The 25,681-nt window shown below is 72.9% G+C and carries 2 protein-coding genes and 1 pseudogene; all 3 read right to left on the bottom strand.

The features are described 5' to 3' along the window. Positions 1-7: 7 nt before the first annotated feature. A complete protein-coding gene (locus PGH47_RS40760) occupies positions 8-14,701 on the bottom strand; it encodes a non-ribosomal peptide synthetase (protein WP_271667680.1) in 14,694 nt (4,897 codons plus the stop codon). A 40-nt stretch (positions 14,702-14,741) separates the two neighbouring features. Beyond that, complete coding sequence (locus PGH47_RS40755; RefSeq protein ID WP_271667679.1) at positions 14,742-19,310, bottom strand: non-ribosomal peptide synthetase; 4,569 nt, start codon at positions 19,308-19,310, stop codon at positions 14,742-14,744. After that, positions 19,307-25,645 (bottom strand): annotated as a pseudogene (locus PGH47_RS40750) (amino acid adenylation domain-containing protein); the annotation flags it as partial. The gene PGH47_RS40755 and the pseudogene PGH47_RS40750, both read right to left, overlap by 4 nt. Positions 25,646-25,681 lie beyond the last annotated feature (36 nt).

Genomic DNA, 25,681 nt, shown 5'->3' with positions numbered 1-25,681 from the left:
TGTGCTGTCACTGGTCGTCTGTGAGTTGGGCCTCCAGCTCCTCGATCTGGCTCTGCGCGAGGTCCAGGAGGGAGAAGTCGGAGGGGGTGTGCCCGCCGGCGGCGGGATCTTCGGTGTGGGCGGCGAGGCCGCCGAGCAGCTCCTGCCAGGCCCGGCCGAGACGGTCCAACTCCTTGGTCCGGCCGCGGAGTTCGAGGGTCAGTTCAGAGCCGTTCGGTGTGTCCCGCAGCTCGGCGGTGGCGCGCACCGCGTGGGCCGAGGGCCGGACGGCGGACCGGGTGAGGGGCTGCCACGGCTCGCCGGTGTCCGGGGCGGTGTGGCCGTGGTAGCCGAACGCCAGCGTGGGCGGGGCGAGGGCGGCGAGCAGGGCCGCGGTCCGGGGATCGAGGTGACGCAGCAGCCCGTATCCCAGTCCGTCGCCCGGTACCGCGCGTACCTGCTCCTTGACCGTCTTCAGCAGTTCTCCGGCCGCCGCACCACCGGCCCGTGCCGAGCCCAGGTCGAGTCCGGCGAGCTCGACGCGTACGGGGATGTCGTGCGCGAAGCGGCCGACCGTACGGGACGGATCGACGCCGTCGACGGGCTGCCGGCCCGAGATCTCCAGTTCCATCACGGCGGTGGTACCGCCCTCCACCACGGCACCCACGAGGGCGGCGAGGACCACTTCCGACGGTTCGCAGTGGAAGGTCTCCGGGGTGCGGTGGGTGAGCACGGCCGTGATCTCGGGTGTCAGCGACCAGGTGGCACGGGCTTCGGTGCCGGCGGTGGGGATCCGTTCGTCGGCCTCCAACTGCGCGGCCCAGCCGTCCAGTTCCTCCATCCGCGTGTCGGCCGTCGCCTGCTCGGCGAGCAGCCGCGCCCAGCGCCGGTACGACGTGCTCTCCGGCTCCGGTACGGGTTCCTGGCCGGCTGCCGCGGCCTCGTACGCTGTCCGCAGGTCGGACACCAGGATCCGCCAGGACTCGTCGTCCACGACCAGCTCGTGGACGACGACCACCAGTCGGCTCTCCGCACCGGCGTCCGCCCACAGCAGTCGGACCAGGACGCCCTCGGCAGGGTCGAGCCGGGACGCGGCGTCGGCCACGGCGTCGTCGAGCGGCGTGCCGGCGTCGACTCGGTCGATCAGCCCGGCCGCGTCCGGTACGCCGGGCTCGCCGACGACCAGCTCCTCGCCGATACGGCAGCGCAGCATCGCGTGCGTGTCGAGCACCGCCCGCAGGGCACGGACCAGGGCCGCCGGGTCCAGGCCGGCCGGGACGGCGAGCTCCACCCACTGGGCGGGCACGGTCCCGTCGGCCGGCACGGCCCGCATGGCCGGGGTCCACGGCACCTCACCGGTTGCCGCCTCCTCGGCGGCGGCCGCTTCGGCGAGCAGGGCGAGCCGCTCGGGAGTCTTCTCGACGAAGACCTGCCGGGGCGTGAGCACGACGCCCTCGCGCCGGGCCCGCGACGCGAGCTGCATCGAGGTGATCGAGTCGCCTCCGAGAGCGAAGAACGAGTCGTCGGCGCCCACCCGTTCCAGCCCCAGGACTTCAGCGAAGAGTCGGCACAGCAGTGCCTCGGCAGGGGTACGGGGGTCACGTCCGCCCGCGCGACCGGCGAAGTCGGGGGCCGGCAGCGCCCGCCGGTCCAGCTTGCCGTTGGGGGTGAGCGGCAGCCGGTCCATCGGCACGAAGGCGGTCGGGACCATGTAGGCGGGCAGCCGCCGCTCGACGTGCTCGCGGAGTTCGGCCAGCAGGGCGCCGGTGCCGCGGCCGGCGGCGGGGTCGTTGGTGACGGCCGTCGGCGGCACCGGGGCGGGTGTGTAGACGTCCACCACGGCCGTGGACTCGGTGAGTCCGGCGCGGACGAGTACGGCGTCCACCTCGTCCGGTGCGGTCGCCGACCAGGTGACGCCCACCCAGTAGCCGAGCCGGTCGCCGAGGTCGTACAGCTTCTCGACGTCCGGGCCGGTCACGGTCTCCTCGGCCGGGAGCGGTACCCCTTCGTCGAGGGCGCGGGCCAGCGCCACCTCGTGCGCCACACGGGAGTTGGGCACGCCCGTCAGCCGCAGCCGGTCGGGGCGCGCGGAGGTGAGGTGGTGGGCCAGCCCGGTGAGGTCGCCTGCGTCGGTCCAGGTCAGGCGGGGTGCGTCCGCGACGGTCAGGGTGTTCGTGCCTGTCCTGCGCAGCACCACGTCGTAGCGGTGACGGCTCAGCTCGTTGTGGTGCGAGGCCCGCTTCAGCCGGATGTCGGCGCCCGCGGCGTCGGGCAGTTCGGTGCCGAGTGCGGCGAAGAACTCGGGGTCGACGAGCAGTTCCTTCTCGATGGTGAGGTTCTGCTCCACTGCCCGGCGCAGGGCGAACACGTCCTGGTCGGCGGTCCGGGCGGTCTCGACGGCGGTCGCGAAGGGCCGCAGCAGACGGTGGTTGCGCACATCGCCGACGAACACCGCGCCACCGGGCGCCACGAGCCGCAGCGCCCACTCCAGTACGCCCCGAAGATAGTCGGCGTTGGGGAAGTACTGCACGACGGAGTTGAGCACGACGGTGTCGAAGTGCCCCTCGGGCAGCCCGTCAGTGTCGTCGGCGGCCTGCACCCGCAGCCGCACCTTCGCGGCCAGCTCCGGATCCCGCTCGACGTGGCGGCGCAGCTCGGCGACGACCGGCGCGGAGAAGTCCGTGCCCCAGTACTCCTCGCACTCCCCGGCCAGCCGGGACAGCAGCAGCCCCGTGCCGACGCCGATCTCAAGCACCCGGCGGGGCCGTAGTGCGCGGATCCGGTCCACGGTCCGCTCCCGCCACTCGCGCATCTCGGCGAGCGGGATGGGCTGTCCGTCGTAACTGCTGTTCCATCCGGCGAAGTTCTCGCCGAACTCGGCTTCGGTGTGCTCGGCGTGCACGGAGTCGTACAGCACCTGCCACTCGCCGACCTGGTCGCGGGCGATCCGTTCGTCGCGGCCGCGGTCGGCGGCGTCGGGCACGACGTATCCGATCAGTCGCCGCTCGCCGGGTGTGTCCTCGCGGGCGACGACCGCCGCCTGGGCCACGCCCGGGTGTTCGGCGAGCACGGCCTCGACCTCGCCCGGCTCGATGCGGTGGCCGCGCACCTTGACCTGCGCGTCCGCCCGCCCGGCGAAGACCAGCAGACCGTCCGGTGTCCAGCGGGCCAGGTCGCCGGTGCGGTACATCCGCGCGCCGGGCGTGAACGGGTCGGGCACGAACCGGGTGGCGGTCAGCCCGCCCCGTCCCAGGTAGCCGCGAGCCAGGCCGGCGCCCGCGACGTACAACTCGCCGGTGACACCGGGCGGGACCGGTCGCAGGAAGGGGTCGAGGACGTATGTGCGCCCGTTGACGATCGGCCTGCCGATCGGAACGACGTCCGCTCCCGGGGCCAGCGGCGGGCTCATCGACGCGCACACGGTGGTCTCGGTCGGACCGTAGGCGTTGATCATCCGGCGGCCGCCGGCCCACCGGTCGGCGAGCGCGGGCGGGCACGCCTCGCCGGCGACCACCAACGTCCTCAGCCCGTCGGGGAGTTCGTCGGCGGTGGCGAGCGCGCTCGGTGGCACCGTCACATGGGTGACGTCCCAGTGGCGCAGCGCCTCGGTCAGTGACACCTGCGGGGGCATGGTCTCGGCGGGCGCGACGACGGCGGCGGCGCCGGACAGCACCGCCATCAGCAGTTCGGAGACCGCCGCGTCGAAGCCGAGGGAGGCCAGTTGCAGGACGCGGGCGTCCGGTCCGACGGCGAAGCGGTCGATCTGCGCGGCGGCGAGGTTGCCGAGTCCGGCGTGCGGGACCACGACTCCCTTCGGCGTGCCGGTGGAGCCGGAGGTGTAGATGACGTACGCGGCCTGCTCCGCCGGCACCGGCACCGCGGCGAACGGTCCGGCGGGCAGGGCCGAGTCGTCGAGTTCGTCGAGGACGACGATCCGGCCCGGGTAGTCGGCCGGCACGGCGGCTCGGGTCCGCGCGGTGCACAGGAGCACCGGGGGCGCCGCGTCATCGAGGAGATACGCGATCCGGTCGGCCGGGTGCGCGGGGTCGACGGGGACGAATGTGCCGCCGGCCCGCGAGACCCCGAGCAGTGCCACGACCATCTCCACCGAGCGCTCCACGAGCAGCGCCACCCGGGTCTCGGCGGCCACGCCCAGGTAGCGCAGGTGGGTCGCCAGCCGCCCGGACTCCCGTTCCAGCTCGGCGTAGGTCAGCTCGCGGTCGGCCCCGATCAGGGCCGTGTTGCCGGGGGTGCGCGCGGCCTGGGCGGCGAACAGTTCCGGAAGGGCGGCCCGCGGCCGGTCGGCCGTGGCGGTGTCGTTCCACTCCCCCAGCACCAGGTCGCGTTCCGCGGCGCCGGTCACGTCCAGCCGCCCGACCCGCGAGGACGGGTCGGCCACCAGTTGCTCCAGGACCCGCACCAGGGCGGCGAGCAGTTCGTCGACCTCCGTGCGCTCGAAGGCGTCGGGCCGGTAGACGAGGTCTCCGCGCACCCGCTCGTCCTCCAGGACCGCGACCAGGGTGAGCGGGTAGTGCCCCGCGTCCTCCGGAGTTCCGGCCGGCCGGATGGACAGCGCGTCGGGGTTGTCGGAACCCAGCGGCGGGCGCGGGTAGTTCTCGTAGACGACGAGGGTGTCGAAGGTGGCGGCGGGCCCGGCCAGCCGCTGGATCTCGGTGAGTCCCAGGTGCTGGTGGGACATGAGCGCGACCTGTCGTTCCTGGAGATCGGTGAGCATCTCCAGCAGCGGCTGCGCGCCGTCGAGCCCGACCCGGACCGGCAGGGTGTTGATGAACAGGCCGATCATCGACTCGACGCCCGGCAGCTCGGTGGGGCGCCCGGCGACCGTGGTGCCGAACACCACGTCGGTACGGCCGGTCAGCCGGGCCAGCAGGATCGCCCAGACGCCCTGGAGCAGGGTGTTGAGGGTCAGGCTGTGCCCTCGGCCGAGGGCGACGAGCCTGCGGCCCAGCTCCTCGTCCAGTTCGTAGGTCACCCGCTGCGGTTCGGCGGGCGCGGTGACCCGGTCGGCCGGGACCACCAGCGTCGGCTCGTCCACCGGTGCCAGTTCGGCCCGCCAGGCGGCGCGCGCGGCCTCCTTGTCCTGCCGTGCAAGCCACTCCAGGTAGGCGCGGTAGGAGGTGGCGGGCGGCAGAGCACGGGGGTCGCCGCCCGCTTCGTAGAGCCGTGCGACCTCGCTCACCATCACCGGCAGCGACCAGCCGTCGGAGGCGATGTGGTGGCTGGTGAACGCCAGCCGGTGGCGCCGCTCGGCGATCCGCACCAGCAGCACCCGCAGCAGCGGCGCGTGGGCGATGTCGAAGCGGTGCTCCTGGTCCTCGGCGGCAAGCCGCTCGAACGCCGCGAGCGCCTCGGCCTCCGGCAGTTCGGAGACGTCCTCGGCGCGCCACGGGATCTCGACGTCACGGGCGACGGTCTGCACGAACCGCCCGGACTCCAGCTGCCGGAACCCGGCCCGCAGCGTGGCGTGCCGGGCCACCACCGCCTGCCAGGCGGCCCGCAGCCGTGCCACGTCCAGCGGCCCGGTCAGCTCCAGCCAGCGCTGGCCCTCGTAGACGTCGGGGCCCTGCTCGTCGTACGCGGCGTGGAAGAGGAGCCCCTCCTGGAGCGGCGACAGCGGCCAGACGTCGGCGAGCGCGGGCACCGCCGCGTCGATCTCGGCGACCTCCTGCTGGCTGAGGTCGAGCAGCGGGAAGTCGGACGGTGTGTGGCCGCCTGCGCCCGGGTCGGCGACGTGGCCGGCGAGCCCGTTCAGCATCGCCATCCAGGCCCGCCCCAGCGCCTCGGCCTCGGTCGCGTCCAGCACCTCGCCGGCCCAGCTCAGGCTCAGGGTCAGCTCCGGCCCGTCCGGGGTGTCCCGTACGGCGGCGCCCGCCTCGATCACATGCTTCACCGGTGTGGCGGGGTCGACCGATCCGCCGATGCCGGCCGTGGCCTGCCAGGGCTCCACGCCCGTCCCCGTGGGGGCGGTCGACCGGCCGAGGTAGTTGAACCCGACCTGAGGGACCGGGAGTTCGGCCAGAGCCGGCGCGGTCTCGGGGTTGAGGTGCCGCAGCAGTTCAAAGCCCAGCCCGTCGCCCGGCAGGCGGCGTGCCTGCTCCTTCACGGCCATCAGCAGCGCCCCAGCCGCGGGACCACCGGCCAGCGCGTCCGCGATGTCGACTCCGGCGGTTTCGAGGCGCACAGGCTTGACGCTGGTGAACCAGCCGACCGTGCGAGACAGATCGACACCGTCGAGCGCCTCACGGCCATGACCCTCGATGTCGAGGAGCACCGCGGCACCGCCCTCCTCGGCGGTCCGCTCCCGCCAGTGCGCGATGCCTCCGGTGAGGGTGGCGAGCAGCACCTCGTGAACGCCGCAGTGGAAGGCGTTGGGGGCGCGGTTGACCAACTCCCGGGCCTGCGCGGGCGGCAGGGTCCAGGTGGAGCGGCACACGGTCGACGCGGTGTCGCGCCCGGGGTCGAGCCTCCGGCTGCCGATCGGGGCGTCGCCGTCGCCCAGCAGCTCGGTCCAGGCGGGCAGTTCGGCGACACGGCTGTCCTTGCGCGCCTCGGCGGCCAGCTTCTCGGCCCAGCGCCGGAAGGAGATCCCGACCCGCGCGGGCTCGGGCTGCCGCCCGGCGGCCGTGTCCTCGCACGCGGCTCGTAGGTCGCCGAGCAGCACCGACCACGACACCGCATCGACGGCCAGGTGGTGCACGGCCAGCACCAACCGCCCGGTCTCGGGGCCGGCATCGATCCACACGGCCTGCGCCATGACGCCGGCCACGGGGTCGAGCCGGGTGACGGCATCGCGGGCGGCACGGTCGGCGAGCTCGTCGAGGGTGCCGGTGGTCGCGCCGATCCGGGTGACCAGTCCTGCGGCATCGACGCTGCCGCGCTCGGCCACGAACAGCCTGGGCTCCGCCCCGGGTTCGACGCGGGCGCGCAGCATGTCGTGCGTGTCGAGCACGGCAGCGAGGCCGGCGGCCAGCGTGTCCTCATCGAGGGTGGCCGGCACCGCGACCACCGCCCACTGGGCGAGGCCCCCGGTCTCCACCGCACGCGGGGCCCTGTCGCGCAGTGCCCGCATCACCGGCGTCCAAGGCACCTCGCCGCCCGAGTCCGCCTCGGCGGCCTCGGGACCGGTGTCGTCCGCGAGGCGGGCCACGGCGGCGATGGCGGCGGGTGTTTCGTGCTCGAAGACGTCCTGTGCGCTGAAGGCGATGCCCTTGCGGTTGCCGCGTGCGGCGAGCTGCATCGACATGATGGAGTCGCCACCCAGCTCGAAGAAGCTGTCCGCCACTCCGACCTGCTCCAGATTGAGGACATCGGCGAAGAGCTCACACACCAACTTCTCGGCCGCCGTCCGGGGCTCCCGGCTCGTCGTCGCCGTGAACTCCGGTGCGGGCAGGGCCTTGTGGTCCACCTTGCCGTTGACGGTCAGGGGCAGGGCATCGAGTACGACGAGGGCGGCCGGGACCATGTAGTCGGGCAGGGTCCGCGCGAGTCGCGCACGCAAATCGTCGGTGTCTGCCTGGTCCCCCTGGGGGACGAGGTATCCGACGAGCCGTTTCTCGCCGGGCCGGTCCTCCCGGGCGACCACGACGGCCTGAGCGACGGCGGGTTGCGCGGCCAACGCGACTTCCACCTCGCCGAGTTCGACCCGGAAGCCACGGATCTTCACCTGCGCGTCAGCCCGCCCCACGAAGACGAGCTCACCGTCGTCCGTCCAACGGGCCAGATCACCCGTCCGGTACATCCGCTCCCCATCCGCGAACGGACAGGCCACGAACCGCTCGGCCGACAGCCCGGCCCGCTTCAGGTACCCACGGGCCAGCCCGGCCCCGGCGATGTACAGCTCGCCCGCCACTCCCGGCGGCACCGGCTGGAGGAAGGCGTCAAGCACATACACCTGACGGTTCGCCAGCGGACCGCCGACCGGCAGCACTCGGTCCGTGCCCTCGCCCGGCTCCAGCAGATGCCAGGTCGCGCACAACGACACCTCGGTCGGCCCGTACAGATGCCGCACCCGCACCTCGGGGCACACGGCCCGCACCCGGGCGACTGCTTCCAGGGGTACGACGTCTCCACCGGTGAGGACTTCGCGGGCGCCGGTGAAGCAGTCGGGTTCTTCGTCCGCCAGCACCCGGAACAGCCCGGCGGTGACGTGCACATGGGTCACCCCGGCAGCGATGTACCGCCGCACCGCCCCGGCGTCCACCGCAACACCCGGCTCCGCGACGACCACCCGCGCCCCGCCCGCCAACGGCACCCACACCTCGAACAACGAGATGTCGAAGGCATGCGGAGCATGAAACAGCACCGCGTCACCCGCGCCGAGACCCCAACCCGGCTCCCCCACCAACGCCGCCACACTCCCGTGCGGCACGGCAACACCCTTCGGCATCCCCGTCGAACCCGACGTGTACATCACATACGCGAGATCGCCTTCGGTGACCGCAACAGACGGAGCCTCGCCACCGCCCTCCACGACCGCATCGATCGTCACGGCAGGCGCAGAGTCCTCCAGCACGAACGCGACACGCTCCGCCGGATAGGCACTGTCCACCGGGACGTAAGCCGCGCCGGCCTTCCACACACCCAGCAGAGCCGTGATCAGGTCGATCGATCGCTCCAGCCGTACGGCCACCCGATCCCCACGACCGACCCCGCGCTCCCGCAGGTAGGCCGCGACCTGGTTCGAGTCCGCGTCCAGCCCTCCGTACGACACCTGCCGCTCACCGTCGACCACGGCGACCGCGTCGGGCGCCTGCGCGACCCGCGCACGGAACAGCTCCAGCACCGAGGAACCCGGCGTCGGACCGGCCGTGGTGTTCCAGCCCTCCACCACCAGCCCGCGCTCCAGCGGGCCCACGACATCGACCCGTCCGACCGGCGCCGACGGATCGGCGACCAGCTGTTCCAGGACGCGTTCGACCTGCCGGGCCATGTGGAGGGCCTCGTCGCGGTCGAAGAGATCGGGGCGGTAGGTGACGTGGACCCGCATCCGGTCGCCGGGCATGATGCCGACGGCCAGCGGATAGCTGGTGCCGGCGCGGGTGTTGACTCGTTCGACGGTGACTTCGTCGTCCGTGGCGGCGAGGCGCGACGGGCCACCCGGATAGTTCTCGAACATCAGCATGGTGTCGAACACGGCGCCCGCGCCGCCAAGCGACTGGATCTCGGCCAGACCGACGTGCTGGTGAGCGAGCAGGGCCGACTGGCGGTCCTGAAGCCGTGCGAGCATCCGCACGACGCTTTCCGTGCCGTCGAGCCGTACCCGTACCGGCAGCGTGTTGAGGAACATCCCCACCATCGACTCCACGCCGGGCAGCTCCGGCGGGCGGCCCGCGACGGAGATGCCGAAGACGACGTCGGTACGCCGTGCGAGTCGGCTCAGCACCAACGCCCAGGCGCCCTGCGCGAGCGTGTTCAGGGTCAGGCCGTGTTCGCGGGCCACGGAGGTCAGGGCGCGGGTCAGTTCCTCGGAGAGCAGCAGCGAGTCGCCTTCCGTGGCCGCCGGTCCCCGGCCCGCGGTGGCGGGCGCGATGAGCGTCGGCTCGTCGGCACCGGCCAGTTCGGCCCGCCATGCCTCGTGGGCCGTTTCCTTGTCCTGCCGGGCGAGCCAGGCAAGGTGCTCGCGGAAGGAGGGCGCCGGGCCGAGGCCGGAGGCGTCGCCGTCGGCGGCGTAGATCCGGGACGCCTCGTCGAGGGCGATCGGCGTGGACCAGCCGTCCAGGAGGATGTGGTGGGAGGTCATGACGAGGCGGTGGTGTCGCTCGCCCAACCGGATGAGGAGCAGCCTCAGCAGTGGGGCCCGTGTCAGGTCGAAGCGTTCGGCGCGTTCCTCTTCGGCCAGGGCCTCGGCCTCGGCGAGGGCCTCCGGCTCGGGCCGGTCGGACAGGTCGACCTCGCGCCATGGGGGTTCGGCCGCGCCGGTGACGGCCTGGACGGTGCGGCCGTCGGCGAGTTCGTGGAAGCTCACCCGGAGCATGTCGTGCCGGGCGACGAGCGCGTTCCAGGAGCGGTGCAGCCGGTCGGCGTCCAGCGGGCCGGTCAGGTCGAGCACGCGCTGGGTCTCGTAGACGTCGGGGCCCTGGTCGCCGTAGGCCGTGTGGAAGAGCAGCCCTTCCTGGAGCGGGGAGAGCGGCCAGACGTCGGTCAGGCCGGGGACCGTGGTCTCCAGTTCCTCGACGTCGGACCGGGTGAGGGCGTGGAGCGGGAAGTCGGACGGGGTGTGGCCGCCGGCGGAGGGGTCAGCGAGGTGCGTGGTGAGGCCGGTGAGGAGGGCGAGCCAGGTGCTGCCGAGCTTCTCCGCGTCTTCGGCGTCGAGGATGTTCCCGGCCCAGTTCAGCGTGAGGGTCAGAGCCGGGCCCTCCGGCGTGTCGCGGACGACGGCGGCGGCCTCGATCGTGTGCAGCAGCGGCGTGTCGGGGGCGATGGAGCCGCCCGGTGCTGACGGCCCGGCGGCCGGTCCGGTCGCGGGGGCGGGGAACCGGCCGAGGTAGTTGAAGCCCACCTGGGCGGTGGGGAGTTGGGCCAGGACCGATGCCGTGTCGGGGTTGAGGTGACGCAGCAACCCGTAGCCGAGGCCATCCCCGGGCACCGCTCGCGACTGCTCCTTCACCGCCTTCAGCAGTGCGCCCGCCGCCGCTCCCCCGGCCGACGCGTCCGTCATGTCGATGTCCGCCGTGTCCAGTCGTACGGGGTGCGCATCGGCGAACCAGCCGACCGTGCGCGACAGGTCCACGTCGGAGGCCAACGGCTCACGGCCGTGGCCCTCTACATCCACCAGCACCGCGCTGTTCGCGCCGGACCGGGAGCGGACGATCGCGCCGGCCAAGGTGGCGAGCAACGCCTCGTGGACGCCGCAGTGGAAGGCGGCGGGGATACGGCCGATGAGGTCGTGGGCCGGCGCGCCGGACAGGGTCCAGGAGCGGTGTCGGAGGGTGGCGGCGGTGTCGCGGGTGGGGTCCAGCGCCCGTGCGCCGATCAGGGCGTCACCGTCACCGAGCAGCTCGCGCCACCGATTCAGTTCCGCGATTCGCTTCTCGTCCCGCGCCTCGGATTCCAGCAACTGTGCCCAGCGTCGGAACGGGGTCCCCACCGGGTCCAGGTCTGCGGCCCGGCCCGCGACGGCCGCCTCGCACGCGACACGCAGGTCCGGAAGCAGAATCCGCCACGACACGCCGTCCACCACCAAGTGGTGCGCGACCAGGATCAGCCGCCCCGGCCTCTCGGGCCCGGCGTCCACCCAGACCAGGCGCACCATCACGCCGGCCGCCGGGTCCAGCCCGTTTGCCGCTTCCCGCGCCGCCCGTTCGACGACTCCGTCCGGGTCCTCGTCGGTCCGGAGTTCGACGCGCGCCACCAGTGCGGCGGCGTCCACGGACCCGCGCTCAGGGACCACGAGGGTCGGCGTGTCGGCGGCCACCCGGGCGCGCAGCATGTCGTGCGTGTCGAGCAGTACGCCGAGCGCGGTGGTCAGGGTCTCGTCGCGGAGCGCCGACGGGGCCGACACCACCGCCCATTGCGCGAACCCGGGACGGGCCGCGGCACGGCCCAGTGCACGCATGACGGGCGTCCAGGGCAGTTCACCGACGGCGTCCTCGGGCACGGTCGTGGTCCTCGTCGCGGCCGGTCGGGCGGCGTGCGCGAGCCTCTCGGGTGTGCGCAGATCGAAGACCTGGCGTGGCGTCAGCACCAGATCCGCCCGTCCTGCCCTGGCGACGACCTGCATCGAGGTGATCGAGTCCCCGCCCAGGTGGAAGAAGTCGTCCTCGGTGCCGACCCGCTCCAGGCCCAGCACCGCCGCGAAGATCTCGCACAGCGTCCGCTCCGCGTCGGTACGCGGCTCGCGACCCGTGACCCGGACGGCGAAGTCCGGTGCGGGCAGCGCCTTGTGGTCGACCTTGCCGTTGGCGGTCAGCGGCAGCGCGTCGAGCACGATCAGGGCGGCCGGGACCATGTACTCGGGCAGTACCTTCGCCAGGTGCTCGCTCAGCAGCTCGGTGTCCACGTCCTCGCCGTCCGGGACGACATACCCGATCAGCCGCTTCTCCCCGGGCCGGTCCTCGCGGGCCGTGACCACCGCCTGGCCGACGCCGGCCTCCGCGGCCAGCGCCGCCTCCACCTCGCCCGGTTCTACGCGGAATCCACGGACCTTGACCTGGGCGTCCGCCCGGCCCACGAACACCAGCTCGCCGTCGGAGGTCCAGCGCACCAGGTCGCCGGTCCGGTACATCCGCTCCCCGTCCGCGAAAGGACAGGCGACGAACCGGTCGGCCGACAGCCCGGCCCGGCCCAGGTAGCCGCGGGCCAGACCGGCACCGGCGATGTAAAGCTCGCCCGTCACACCGGGGGCTACGGGATGCAGATAGGCGTCGAGGACGTACGCCTGACGGTTCCCCAACGGCCGCCCGACCGGCAGCACTTGGGGCGACTCGTCGCCCGGCTCCAGCAGATGCCAGGTCGCGCACAGCGACACTTCGGTGGGGCCGTACAGATGCCGCACCCGCGCCCCGGGGCAAGCCGACCGCACCCGTTGCACGGCCCTCGCCGGCACGACGTCACCGCCGGTGAGCACCTCCCGCACTCCTGTGAAGCACTCCGGCGACTCCTCCGCCAGCACCCGGAACAGCCCGGCGGTGACGTGCGCATGCGTCACTCCACCGGCGATGTACTCCCGCACGGCAGCCGCGTCCACCGCCTCTGAGGGCTCGGCAACCACGACCCGGGCCCCGCCGGCCAGCGGCACCCACACCTCGAACAACGAGATGTCGAAGGCATGCGGGGCATGGAACAGCACCGAGTCATCCGGCCCCACCGCCCAGCCGGGCTCCCCGACCAGCGCCGCGACACTCCCGTGCGGCACGGCGACGCCCTTCGGCACCCCGGTCGAACCGGACGTGTACATCACGTACGCGATGTCGTCCCCGGCCACCGGAACAGACAGCGGCTCGCTGTCGAGCACCGACACCTCGTCGAGCGGCACCAGCGGGGCAGGCACGTCCTCGGGTACGACAACGCGTGTCCGCTCGGAGCACACCACGGCCGCCGGATCGCAGTCCATGAGCAGGAACGCGATCCGCTCCGCCGGGTACCCGGTGTCCACGGGGACGTACGCGGCCCCGGCCTTCCACACCGCGAGCAGCGTGATCAGAAGGCCCGCTGACCGTTCCAGCACCACGGCGACGCGGTCGCCCGCGCGCACCTCCCGGTCAACCAGGTGCCGAGCCAACTGGCCGGAATGGGCGTCCAGTTGGGCATACGTGAGCTGTCGTTCGCCGTCCGAGACCGCGATGGCGTCCGGTGTCCGCGCCACCTGTCGGGAGAAGAGTTCCAGGACGGATTCGGCCGGCCGGTCGGCCGCGGTCGAGCTCCAGTGGTCGATGACCCGGGTCCGCTCGGTCTCGCCTATCGCGTCGACACGCCCCACCGGCTGCCGCGGGTCGGCAGCCAGTTGTTCCAGGACTCGGACGAGCCGGCCGAAGACGGCCTCGGCGGTCTCGCGGTCGAAGAGGTCGGGGCGGTAGTCGAGCTTGAAGAGCATCCGGTCCTTGGGGACCGCGACGAGGGTCAGCGGGTAGTGGGCCGTCTCCTGACCGGCGGCGAAGCGCAGGGTGAAGGCGTCGGGGGCGGCGGGCTCCTCGGGCGGGCGGGGGTAGTTCTCGAAGACGACGAGGGTGTCGAAGACCGCGCCCGCGCCGCTCAGCCGCTGGATCTCGGCGAGGCCGAGGTGCTGGTGGGCGATGAGCGCGGACTGGCGGGTCTGGAGCGCCTTGAGCATCTCCACCGACGGCCGCTCGCCGTCGAGTTCGACGCGCACGGGCAGGGTGTTGATGAACATGCCGATCATCGACTCGACGCCCGCGAGCCCGGCGGGGCGGCCGGCCACCGTGGCGCCGAAGACCACGTCGGTACGTCCGGTCAGCCGCGCCAGGACCATGGCCCAGGCGCCCTGGATCAGCGTGTTGACGGTGAGGCCGTGCTGCCGGGCCAGCCCGGTCAGCTCGCCCGTCAGCTTCTCCGGGATGTCGGCGATCAGGCTGTCGGGCAGGACCGGCGTACGGCCCGGGTCGGCGGCCGCGACCAGTGTGGGCTCCTCGGCGCCGAGGAGTTCGCCCCGCCATGCCTCGCGTGCCGTGTCCTTGTCCTGGCGGCCGAGCCAGGCGAGGTAGTCGCGGTAGGAGCTGGGCCCGGGGAGTTTCGCGGCGTCGCCGCCGGCCGCGTAGACGGCGGTCAGGTCGTGCAGCAGGACGGGCATCGACCAGCCGTCCATGATGATGTGGTGGCTGGTGACGATGAGCCGGTGCCGGTTCTCCGCCAGCCTGACGAGGAGCAGACGGAGGAGGGGAGGCGCGGCGAGGTTGAAGCGCTGCGCCCGGTCCTCGGCGGCCAGTTCCGCAAGCCTGGCCGCCGCCGTCTCCTCGTCCAGGTCCGACAGGTCCTCCATCCGCCAAGGCAGTTCCACCTCGCGTGCGATGACCTGCACGGCCTCGCCCGACTTGCGGCGCCGGAAGCCCGCCCGCAGCACCGGGTGCCGGGCGAGCAGCGCCTCCCACGACGTCCGCAGCAGGTCGGCGTCGACGGGGCCGTCCAGGTCCAGGAGCCGCTGCCCCTGGTAGACGTCCGGCCCGTCGCTGTCGAAGGCCGCGTGGAACAGCAGGCCCTCCTGCAACGGCGACAGCGGCCAGACGTCCTCGACCTGGGATCGGGTCATCGCGTAACTCCTCACAGACAAGCGCGGGTCGGGCGGGTGACTACGGGTGCTCGTCGGCGAACTCGGCTTCGAGCTCGTCGACTTCGTCCTGGTCGAGGCGGAGGAGGGGGAAGTCGGACGCGGTGTGACCGCCGGCCGACGGGTCCTCGGTGTGCGCGGCCAGGCCGTCCAGCAGCCGTAGCCAGGTCCGGCCGAGCTCTTGGACCGAGGCGGCGTCGAGCGGGCCGGAGGGGTGGCTCAACAGGAGGGTGAGTTCGGGGCCTTCGGCGCTGTCGCGGATCACCGCTCCCGCGTCGAGGGCGTGCTTGACGGGCATGTCCGGGTCGTTCGAGCCGCCGAGGGCGGTGGGCCCTGCGGGCTGCCATGCGGCCACTTCGGTGGCGGGGGCGGGGAATCGGCCGAGGTAGTTGAAGCCCACCTGGGGGGTGGGGAGTTGGGCCAGGACCGATGCCGTGTCGGGGTTGAGGTGACGCAGCAACCCGTAGCCGAGGCCGTCCCCGGGGATAACCCGGGACTGCTCCTTCACCGTCTTCAGCAGTGCGCCCGCCGCCGCTCCCCCGGCCGACGCGTCCGCCACGTCGACGCCGGTCAGATCGATCCGCACCGGGTGGACGCTGGTGAACCAGCCGACCGTTCGGGACAGTTCCGCGCCGGACACCGCCGTACGGCCGTGGCCTTCGACATCCACCAGAACGTCATGGTCTGTACCGGTGCGCCACTCTACGACGGCCGCGGCGAGCGTGGCGAGGAGGACTTCGTGGACACCGCAGTGGAAGACGCCGGGGGTGCGTCCGACGATCACTCGTGCCTGTGGTGCGGGCACGGTCCAGGCATGGCGTTCGAGGGTGCCGGCGGTGTCACGGGCCGGGTCGAGCGCCCTGCCGCCGATCGGCGCGTCGCCACCGGCGAGCACCGCCCGCCAGCCGTCCAGTTCGGCGACCCGCTCCTCGCGCCGGGCCTCGGACTCCAGCAGCGCGGCCCAGCGCCGGAACGACGTTCCCACCGCGCCCGGCTCGGCCGCCCTGCCCTGCGCGCCCGGTTCGGCCGCCCGGCCCAGTGCGACCGCCTCGCACGCGGCCCGCAGATCCGGCAGCAGGATCCGCCACGACACCCCGTCGACGACGAGATGGTGCGCGACGAGGACCAGCCGCCCCACCCGGCCCGGACCGGCGTCCACCCAGACCAGCCGCACCATCACTCCGGCCGCCGGATCGAGCCGCCCCGCAGCCGCCCGGGCCGCCCGCTCGACGGCCCCGTCCAGCTCACCGGGGTCGGTCACCCGGAGCACGGAGACCAGCGAGGACGGGTCGATACCGCCCCGCTCCCCCACCACGAGCCGCAGCCCTTCCACGACCCGGGCACGCAGCATGTCGTGCGTGTCGAGCAGTACGCCGAGCCCTGCGGTGATCGTCTCCACGTCCAGCACCGGCGGGGCACCGACCACCATCCACTGCGCGAACCCGGGACGGGCGGCGGTGGGTCCGGTGGCCGCGAAGGCGGGCGTCGGCGGGACGGGGCCCGTGCCGATGTCCCGGGCTGCCTCGCCGTCCGCCTCCAGTTGCGCCACTGCGGCGATCGCTGCGGGAGTCTCGTGCTCGAACACGTCCTGCGCGCTGAACACCACACCGCGGCGCGTCCCACGCGCGGCGAGCTGCATCGACATGATGGAGTCGCCGCCCAGCTCGAAGAAGCTGTCGGCCGCCCCGACCCGCTCCCGGCCCAGCACCTCGGCGAACAGCTCGCACAGGAGCTTCTCGGCGGCGGTGCGCGGCTCCCGGCTCGCGGAGCCCGCGAACTCCGGTGCGGGCAGGGCCTTCAGGTCGACCTTGCCGTTGACGGTCAGGGGCAGGGCGTCGAGTACGACAAGGGCGGCCGGGACCATGTACTCCGGCAGCGTGTCCGCCAACGAAGCGCGTACTGCCTCGGTGTCCGGCTCCTCGCCGCTCGGTACGAGGTATCCGACGAGCCGTTTCTCGCCGGGCCGGTCCTCCCGGGCGACCACGACGGCCTGGGCGACGGCGGGTTGCGCGGCCAACGCGACTTCCACCTCGCCGAGTTCGACCCGGAAGCCACGGATCTTCACCTGCGCGTCCCCGCGGCCCACGAAGACCAGCTCGACACCGGTGGTCCAGCGCACCAGGTCGCCGGTCCGGTACATCCGCTCCCCGTCCGCGAACGGACAGGCCACGAACCGCTCGGCCGACAGCCCGGCGCGTCCCGGATAACCGCGGGCGAGCCCGGCGCCGGCGACGTACAGCTCACCCGTCACGCCGGGCGGCACCGGCTGGAGGAAGGGGTCGAGGACGTACACCTGACGGTTGTTGAGCGGCCGCCCCAGCGGCAGCACGTCCCCCTGCTCCTCACCTGGTTCGAACAGATGCCAGGTCGCGCACAAGGAGACCTCGGTGGGGCCGTACAGATGCCGGACGCGCACCTCGGGACAGGCCGCGCGGACCCGCTCCACCGCCTCCAGGGGTACGACGTCACCACCGGTGAGGACCTCGTGGACGCCCTCGAAGCAGTCCGGCGCCTCCTCGGCCAGCACCCGGAACAGCCCCGCGGTGACGTGCACATGCGTCACCCCGTCGGCGATGTGCCGCCGAACGGCCGCATCATCCACGGCCGTAGAGGGCTCGGCGACGACGATCCGACCGCCGCTCGCCAGCGGCACCCACACCTCGAACAACGAGATGTCGAAGGCATGGGGGGCATGAAAGAGCACCGCGTCCCCGGGGCCGACGCCCCAGCCGGGCTCCCCCACCAACGCCGCCACACTCCCGTGCGGCACGGCGACGCCCTTCGGCATCCCAGTCGAACCGGACGTGTACATCACGTACGCGACGTCGTCCCCGGCCGTCTCCACCACCTCGGGCTCGCCTTCGGCGCTGAAGGCCGAGAGGTCGTCGATCGTCAGGACGGGCGCGGAGTCCTCCACCATGAACGCGACGCGCTCCGCCGGATAGGCGCTGTCCACGGGGACGTAGGCAGCCCCCGCCTTCCACACACCCAGCAGAGCCGCGATCAGGTCGATCGACCGCTCCAACCGCACCGCGACACGGTCGCCCCGGCCCACCCCACGGCCCTGCAAGTAGGCCGCCACCCGGTTGGAGTCCGCGTCCAGCTCTCCGTACGACGACCGCCGCTCACCGTCGACGACAGCCACCGCCTCCGGCGCCTGCGCCACCCGCGCCCGGAACATCTCCAGTACGGAGGAGCCCGAGGGGACGTCACCGGCGGTGGCGTTCCAGCCCTCCACCACCAGCCCGCGCTCCAGGCGTCCCACCAGTCCGACGCGGCCCACCAGGACGGACGGGTCGGAGACCAACTGCTCCAGCACCCACTCCAGCCGGCCCAGCAGGTCCTGGGCCACGTCGGCGTCGATCGCGTCGGGCCGGTAGGTCACGTGGAGCCGCATGGGGCTGCCCGGCATCACGCCGAGGGTCAGCGCGTAGTGGGTGGCCTGCCGGCCCTCCAGGTGGGTGAAGGCGAGCGCTCCGGGCGCGGGCGCCTCCTCGGGCGGCAGCGGGTAGTTCTCGAACATCAGCATGGCGTCGAACACGGCGCCCGGTCCGCCCACCCGTTGGATCTCGGGCAGGCTGAGGTGCTGGTGGGGCAGGAGCGCGGACTGGCGGGCCTGTAGCTCGGTCAGCAGGCGCAGCAGGGGCTGGTCGGCGTCGAGGCGGACCCGTACCGGCACGCTGTTGATGAACAGGCCCACCATCGACTCGACGCCGGGGAGTTCGGCGGGACGGCCGGCGACGGTCGCGCCGAAGACGACGTCCGTGCGGCCGGTCAGCCGGGCGAGGAGCATCGCCCAGGCGCCCTGCATCACGGTGTTGACGGTCAGGCCGTGGCGCCGGGCCAGGGTGGTGAGGGCGTCGGAGAGTTCGTCGGAGAGGGTGAGGGCATGCCGCTCGGGCAGCACGGATGAGTGTTCCGGGACGGCCGGGGCGACGAGGGTGGGGCCGTCGGCGTCGGCCAGCTCCTCGCGCCATGCCTCGCTCGCGCTCTCCTTGTCCTGCCGGGACAGCCAGGCCAGATGGTCGCGGAAGGTGGGTGCCGGGCCGAGTCCCGAGGCGTCCGCGTCGGCCGCGTAGATCGCGGCGAGTTCGGTGAGCATGACCGGCATCGACCAGCCGTCCAGCAGGATGTGATGGGAGGTCATCACGGTCCAGTGCCGCTCGGGGGACAGCCGGACGAGCAGCAGCCGCAGCAGGGGCGCCTTGGCGAGGTCGAACCGTTCCGCCCGCTCCTCGGCGGCCAGCCGCCGCACCTCGGCGAGCGCCTCCTCCTCGGACAGGTCCGTGTCCGACAGATCGGCCTCGCGCCAGCGCAGGGCGACCTCGCGCGGTATGAGCTGGACGGTCCGGCCCGACTTTCGGCGGTGGAAGCTGGCGCGCAGGGCGGAGTGCCGGTTCAGCAGGGCCCGCCAGGAGGCGCGTAGTCGGCCTGAGTCGATGGGCCCGCTCAGCAGGTCGGTGCGCTGGATCGTATAGAGGTCGGGCCCCTGCCTGCCGTACTCGGCGTGGAAGAGCAAACCTTCCTGCAAGGGAGAGAGGGGCCACACCTCGGCGAGCGCCGAGCCGTGGACCGGGGTTGTGGACGTCACCGGGACAGGCCTCCTTCGAGGTCCGCTGCGATCGCTTCGAGCTGCTCGACCTCGTCCTGGTCCAGGTCCAGCAGGGGGAAGTCGGACGGTGTGTGGCCGCCGACCGCCGGGCGGTCCGAGTGGGCCGCCAGCCCCCGCAGCAGCGCCAGCCAGATACGGCCGAGGGAGTCCGCGGCATCGTCGGCCAGCACCCGCGCCGGGCGGCTGAGGGTGAGGGTCAGTTCGGGGCCGTGGCGGGTGTCGCGGACCACGGCACCGGCCTCCAGGGTGTGCGGCAGGGGCATGCGCGGGTCGTCGGAGCTGTACAGGGCGCGTGGAGTCGCCGGCTCCCACGGCACGCTCGCGCCCGCGCGAACGGATCCGCCGGCCCGGGCGTCGAACCGGCCCAGGTAGTTGAATCCGACCTGGGGCACGGGCAGTTCGGCCAGGACCGGTGCCGTCCCGGCATTGAGGTACCGCAACAGCCCGTATCCCAGCCCGTCACCCGGCACGGCACGGATCTGTTCCTTGACGGACTTCAGCAGCAGCCCCGCAGCCCTCTCGCCGTCCATCACCCCGAAGAGGTCCACGCCGCTGACGTCGAGCCGTACGGGGTGGGCACTGGTGAACCAGCCGACGGTACGGGAGAGATCGGCGCCGTCCAGGGGCGTACGGCCGTGGCCTTCGACGTTCACCAGGACCGGCGCGTAGGGATCGTCACGCCAGTGGGCGACGGCTCCCGCCAGCGTGGCGAGCAGGATGTCGTGGATGCCGCAGTGGAACAGGGTCGCCGTCCGGCCGACGAGGGTGGCGGTGTCGTTGTTCCGCAGCGTCCAGGACGTGTGACGTACGGTATCCGCCGTGTCCCGGGCCGGGTCGAGGGGCGGTACGCCGGGCAGCGGAGTGGCATCCCGCAGCAGGGCGGCCCAGGCGGGCAGTTCGGCGACACGGTGATCGCGGTGCGCCTCCGCGGCCAGCAGCCGTGTCCAGCGCCTGTAGGAGGTGGGGACCGGGGCGGGACTCGGGGAGTGACCGGCGGTCGCGGCCTCGTACGCCTCCCTCAGGTCGGGCACGAGGATCCGCCACGACACCCCGTCGACGGCGAGGTGGTGCACGGCGAGGACCAGCCGCCCGGCCCGCTCGGGTCCAGCGTCGAGCCATACGGCCCTGACCATCGCCCCGGCCGACGGGTCGAGCAGGGCAACGGCCTCGCGGGCGGCCGCCTCGGTGGCGTCGGCGAGTTCCTCCGGGGTCCCGGTCGCGTCCACGCGGACCAGGAGACCTGAGGTGTCCTCGGAGTCCGTACCGCCGGCGATCAGTCGTGGCCCGGCGTCGTCATCCGTCACCCGGGCGCGGAGCATGGCGTGGGTCGCGACCAGGGCCGAGAGAGCGGTGGCGAGGGCGTCCTGGCGGAGACCGGGCGGCGTGGCGAGGATCGTCCACTGCGCGAAGGCACCGCCCGCGACCCGCTCGCCCAGGAGGTGGGCGGCCGGCGTCCACGGCGCCTCGCCCACACCGTCGTCGGCGTCGAATGACCGGTCGCTGGTGCCGACGGGCTCGGCGACGAGCGCGAGCCGCTCCGGGGTCTTCTCGTCGAAGATCTGCCTGGGCGTGACGACCAGTCCGGCCTGCCGGGCCCGGGTGACGAGTTGCAGCGAGGTGATGGAGTCGCCGCCGAGCACGAAGAAGCTGTCGTCGGCGCCGACCCGGTCCAGTCCGAGCGTCTCGGCGACGGCGGTGCAGAGGATCTCCTCGGCGGGGGTCCTCGGCGCCCGGCCGACGGCTTCGGAGGCGAAGTCGGGCTGCGGCAGGGCGTCGCGGTCCAGCTTGCCGTTCGGGGTCAGGGGCAGCTCGTCGAGGACGACCACGGCGGCCGGGACCATGTAGTCCGGGAGCGTGCGGGAGGCGTGTGCGCGTACGGCCGAGGGGTCGGGAACCCGCCCGTGGGCAGGCACGACGTAACCGATGAGCCGGGCGTCGTGGATCGCCGCGACCGTCTGCTCGACGTCTGCGTGGTCGGCGAGCGCGGCCTCCACCTCGCCCAGCTCGATCCGGTGTCCGCGCAGCTTGACCTGCGCGTCGGCCCGTCCGAGGAACACCAGCTCGCCGCTGTGGGTGCGCCGGACGAGGTCGCCGGTGCGGTACATGCGCCCGCCGCCCGTGTGCGGGTCGGCGACGAACCGGTGGGCGGTGAGCGCAGGCCGAAGGAGGTAGCCGCGGGCCACCCCGGTGCCGGTCACGTACAGCTCGCCCGTCACGCCCGGCGGCACCGGCCGCAGGAAGCCGTCCAGGACGTGGACGCCGGCGCGTGCGATCGGACGGCCGATCGTCAGCGGGCCCGCGTCGTCCAGCGGGGCGGTGACGGTGGAGACGACGGTCGCCTCGGTGACGCCGTACTCGTTGTGGAGGTCGCAGCGGGCCGCCCAGCGTCGTTGGGTGTCCGCCGGGAGGGCGTCGCCGCCGCTCACCAGCACGCGCAGTGCGGGCAGTTCACGGTCCGGAAGGTGGGTGAGCTGGACGGCGGGCATCACGGCGTGGGTGATGCGGTGATCGGCCAGCAGATCGCCGAGCTCGTCGCCGGTGGTGTGCCCGCCCGGCGGGGCGAGCACCAGACGGCCGCCCGCGCACAGCGTCGGCCAGATATCGGCCATCGACACGTCGAAGCTCGGCGAGACCAGCTGCACGAGTCGGGTGTCCGTGCCGATGCCGTAACGCCCGATCCGATCGGCGACCAGATTCCGCAGCCCGCCCCAGGTGACGGCGGCGCCCTTGGGGGCGCCGGTGGAACCGGAGGTGTGGATGACGTACGCGATGTGGTCGGCGTCGGGTGCGATGAGCGTGCGGCCGTCGTCGAAGTCGCCCTCCGGTCGGTCTTCGTCCAGGGTGACCACCAGGCCCGTGAATCCCTCCGGCACCATCGGCCGGGTCTGGGCCGTGCAGAGCACCGCCGCGGGCGCGGCGTCGGCGAGCACGAAGGCGATGCGGTCAGCCGGGTGGTCGGGGTCGACGGGAACGTAAGCGCCGCCCGCGAGCGCGATGCCGAGCAGGGCGGTGACGAGTTCCACCGAGCGGGGCGCCAGGACGGCCACGCGGGTGTCGGGGCCGATGCCGCGTGCGGCGAGGTGGTGGGCGAGGTGCTTGGCGTCACGGGCGAGTTCGGCGTACGTCAGCTCCCGCTCGGCCGCGATGAGGGCGGTGGCTGCGGGCGTGCGTGCGGCCTGGTCGGTGAAGCGGTGGGGTGGGAGCGGGGAGGTCTCCGTGTGTGCTTCAGGCGTGTCCCGCAGCGGGGTGGGATCGGCGGCGACGCCGGGGACGGCGATCCGTCCCACCGGCATCGACGGATCTGAGATCACCTGCTCCAGCACACGCGTCAGGGCGTGCGCCAGGCCCTCGGCGTCCGTTTCCGAGAACACGGCGAGGCGATGGGCGAGGCGGACCCGGAGGTGGTCGGCGAGGACGATCCCCAGCGTCAGCGGGTAGTGGGTGCCCTCCACGGTCGAGACATGATCCGTCCGTAGGCCGTCGTGGGATTCGGCGGAGCCGACCGCCCGGGGGTAGTTCTCGAAGACCAGAACCGAGTCGAAGGCGGAACGGGACCCGGTGAGCTTCTGCAGCTCCGAGAGCCCCACATGATGGGAGCCGATCAGGGCGGACTGGCGGCCTTGCAGCGCGGTCAGCATGTCCAGCACCCGCTGCTCGCCGTCGAGCGGTACCCGGACGGGCACGGTGTTCATGAACACGCCGACCATGCCCTCGACGCCCGGCAGTTCGGTGGGCCGGGCCGCGACGGGCGCTCCGAACACGATGTCGGTGCCGCCCGTGAGCCGCGAGAGCACCAACGCCCAAGCGCCTTGGAGCAACGTGTTGACGGTCAGCCCACCGGCTCGGGCGAAGGCGACCAGCCGGGCGGTGAGGTCCTGCGGGAACTCGCGGGTCAGGAATCCGGCGTCGGCCGAGTCCTTCGCCCTTTCCTGGGGATCGACGAGAGTGGGTTCGTCCACCCCGGCCAGCTCGGCCCGCCACGCCGTGAGCGCGGCCTCCTTGTCCTGCCGCGCCAGCCAGGCCAGATGGTCCCGGAAGGAGGGTGCCGGCCCGAGCGCGGAGTCGTCGCCGCCGGACGCGTACAGCGCCGCGACCTCGTCCAGGACGACGGACATGGACCAGCCGTCGAAGAGGATGTGATGCGTGACGACTATGAGCCGGTTGCGGTCGTCGGACATCCGGACGAGGACCAGTCGCAGCAGCGGGGGCCGGGCCGGGTCGAAGCGTTCCGTCTGCTCCTGCGCGGCCGTCTCGGCGAGCCGCGCCGCCGTCTCCTCCGCGCCGAGCGCTGAGAGATCGACCTCCCGCCACGGGATCGCAACGTCCGCCACGACACCTTGGACCAGCCGTCCCGACGCAAGCCGGTGGAAGCCGGCCCGCAGGGTCGCGTGCCGGGCCGCCACACCGTTCCAGGCCGCCCGCAGTCGGGCGGCATCGAGCCGTCCGCTCAACTCAAGGGTCCACTGGCCCTCGTAGACATCGGGGCCCTGCTCGTCGTACGCGGCGTGGAAGAGCAGTCCCTCCTGCAGCGGCGTGAGCGGCCAGACCTCGGCGAGGCCGGGAACCAAGGCCTCCAGCTCGGCGGACTCGTCCGCGGTGAGGTCGAGCAGCGGGGCATCGGCCTGCGGTGCCTCCGCGTCCGGGGTGACTTCGAGCTGTGCAACGGCGGCGATCGCGGCGGGTGTTTCGTGCTCGAAGACGTCCTGTGCGCTGAAGGCGATGCCCTTGCGGTTGCCGCGTGCGGCGAGCTGCATCGACATGATGGAGTCGCCACCCAGCTCGAAGAAGCTGTCCGCCACTCCGACGTGTTCGCGGCCCAGGACGTCCGCGAAGAGCTCGCAGAGGAGGGTCTCGGCCGGCGTACGGGGTTCGCCGTCGGTGGTGGCGGTGAACTCCGGTGCGGGCAGGGCCTTGTGGTCCACCTTGCCGTTGACGGTCAGGGGCAGGGCATCGAGTACGACGAGGGCGGCCGGGACCATGTAGTCGGGCAGGGTCCGCGCGAGTCGCGCACGCAAATCGTCGGGGTCTGCCTGGTCCCCATGGGGGACGAGGTATCCGACGAGCCGTTTCTCGCCGGGCCGGTCCTCACGGGCGACCACGACGGCCTGAGCGACGGCGGGTTGCGCGGCCAACGCGGCTTCCACCTCGCCGAGTTCGACCCGGAAGCCCCGGATCTTCACCTGCGCGTCAGCACGGCCGGCGAAGACGAGCTCGCCGTCGTCCGTCCAACGGGCCAGATCACCCGTCCGGTACATCCGCTCCCCGTCCGCGAACGGACAGGCCACGAACCGCTCGGCGCTGAGCGCCGCCTTGCCCAGATACCCACGGGCAAGTCCCGCGCCGGCGATGTACAGCTCACCCGTCACACCGGGGGCCGCGCGCCGGAGCAAATCGTCGAGCACATGGACGTGACGGTTGGCGAGCGAGCGGCCGATCGGCAGTACCCGAGTGGTGTCGTCACCCGGCTCGACGAGGTACCAAGTGGCGCACAGGGTCGATTCCGTGGGGCCGTACAGATGCCGGACGCGTACATCAGGGCAGGCCGCCCGGAGTCGCTCCACCGCCTCCAGGGGTACGACGTCTCCACCAGTGAGGACTTCGCGGGCGCCGGTGAAGCAGTCGGGTTCTTCGTCCGCCAGCACCCGGAACAGCCCGGCGGTGACGTGCACATGGGTCACCCCGGCAGCGATGTACCGCCGCACCGCCCCGGCGTCCACCGCAACACCCGGCTCCGCGACGACCACCCGCGCCCCGCCCGCCAACGGCACCCACACCTCGAACAACGAGATGTCGAAGGCATGCGGAGCATGAAACAGCACCGCGTCACCCGCGCCGAGACCCCAACCCGGCTCCCCCACCAACGCCGCCACACTCCCGTGCGGCACGGCAACACCCTTCGGCATCCCCGTCGAACCCGACGTGTACATCACATACGCGAGATCGCCTTCGGTGACCGCACCAGACGGAGCCTCGCCCCCACCTTCCACGACCGCATCGATCGTCACCGCCGGCGCGGAATCCTCCAGCACGAACGCGACACGCTCCGCCGGATAGGCACTGTCCACCGGGACGTAAGCCGCCCCCGTCTTCCACACACCCAGCAGCACGCCGATCAGGTCGGCGGAACGTTCCAGCCGTACGGCCACCCGATCCCCACGACCGACCCCGCGCTCCCGCAGATACGCCGCCACCCGATCCGACGCCGCGTCCAACTCCCCGTACGACACCTGCCGCCCGCCCTCGACGACAGCCACCGCATCCGGTGCCTCGACCACCCGTGCACGGAACAACTCCAGCACCGAGACGGGCGCTGCCACCGATGTGCCGTTCATGTCTCCCCCTTCGACGGA

Source organism: Streptomyces sp. HUAS 31 (assembly GCF_028198125.1).
GTDB lineage: Bacteria > Actinomycetota > Actinomycetes > Streptomycetales > Streptomycetaceae > Streptomyces > Streptomyces chartreusis.
Note: the sequence above shows the minus strand (reverse complement) of the source record. Positions and strands in the feature narration are given on the sequence as shown.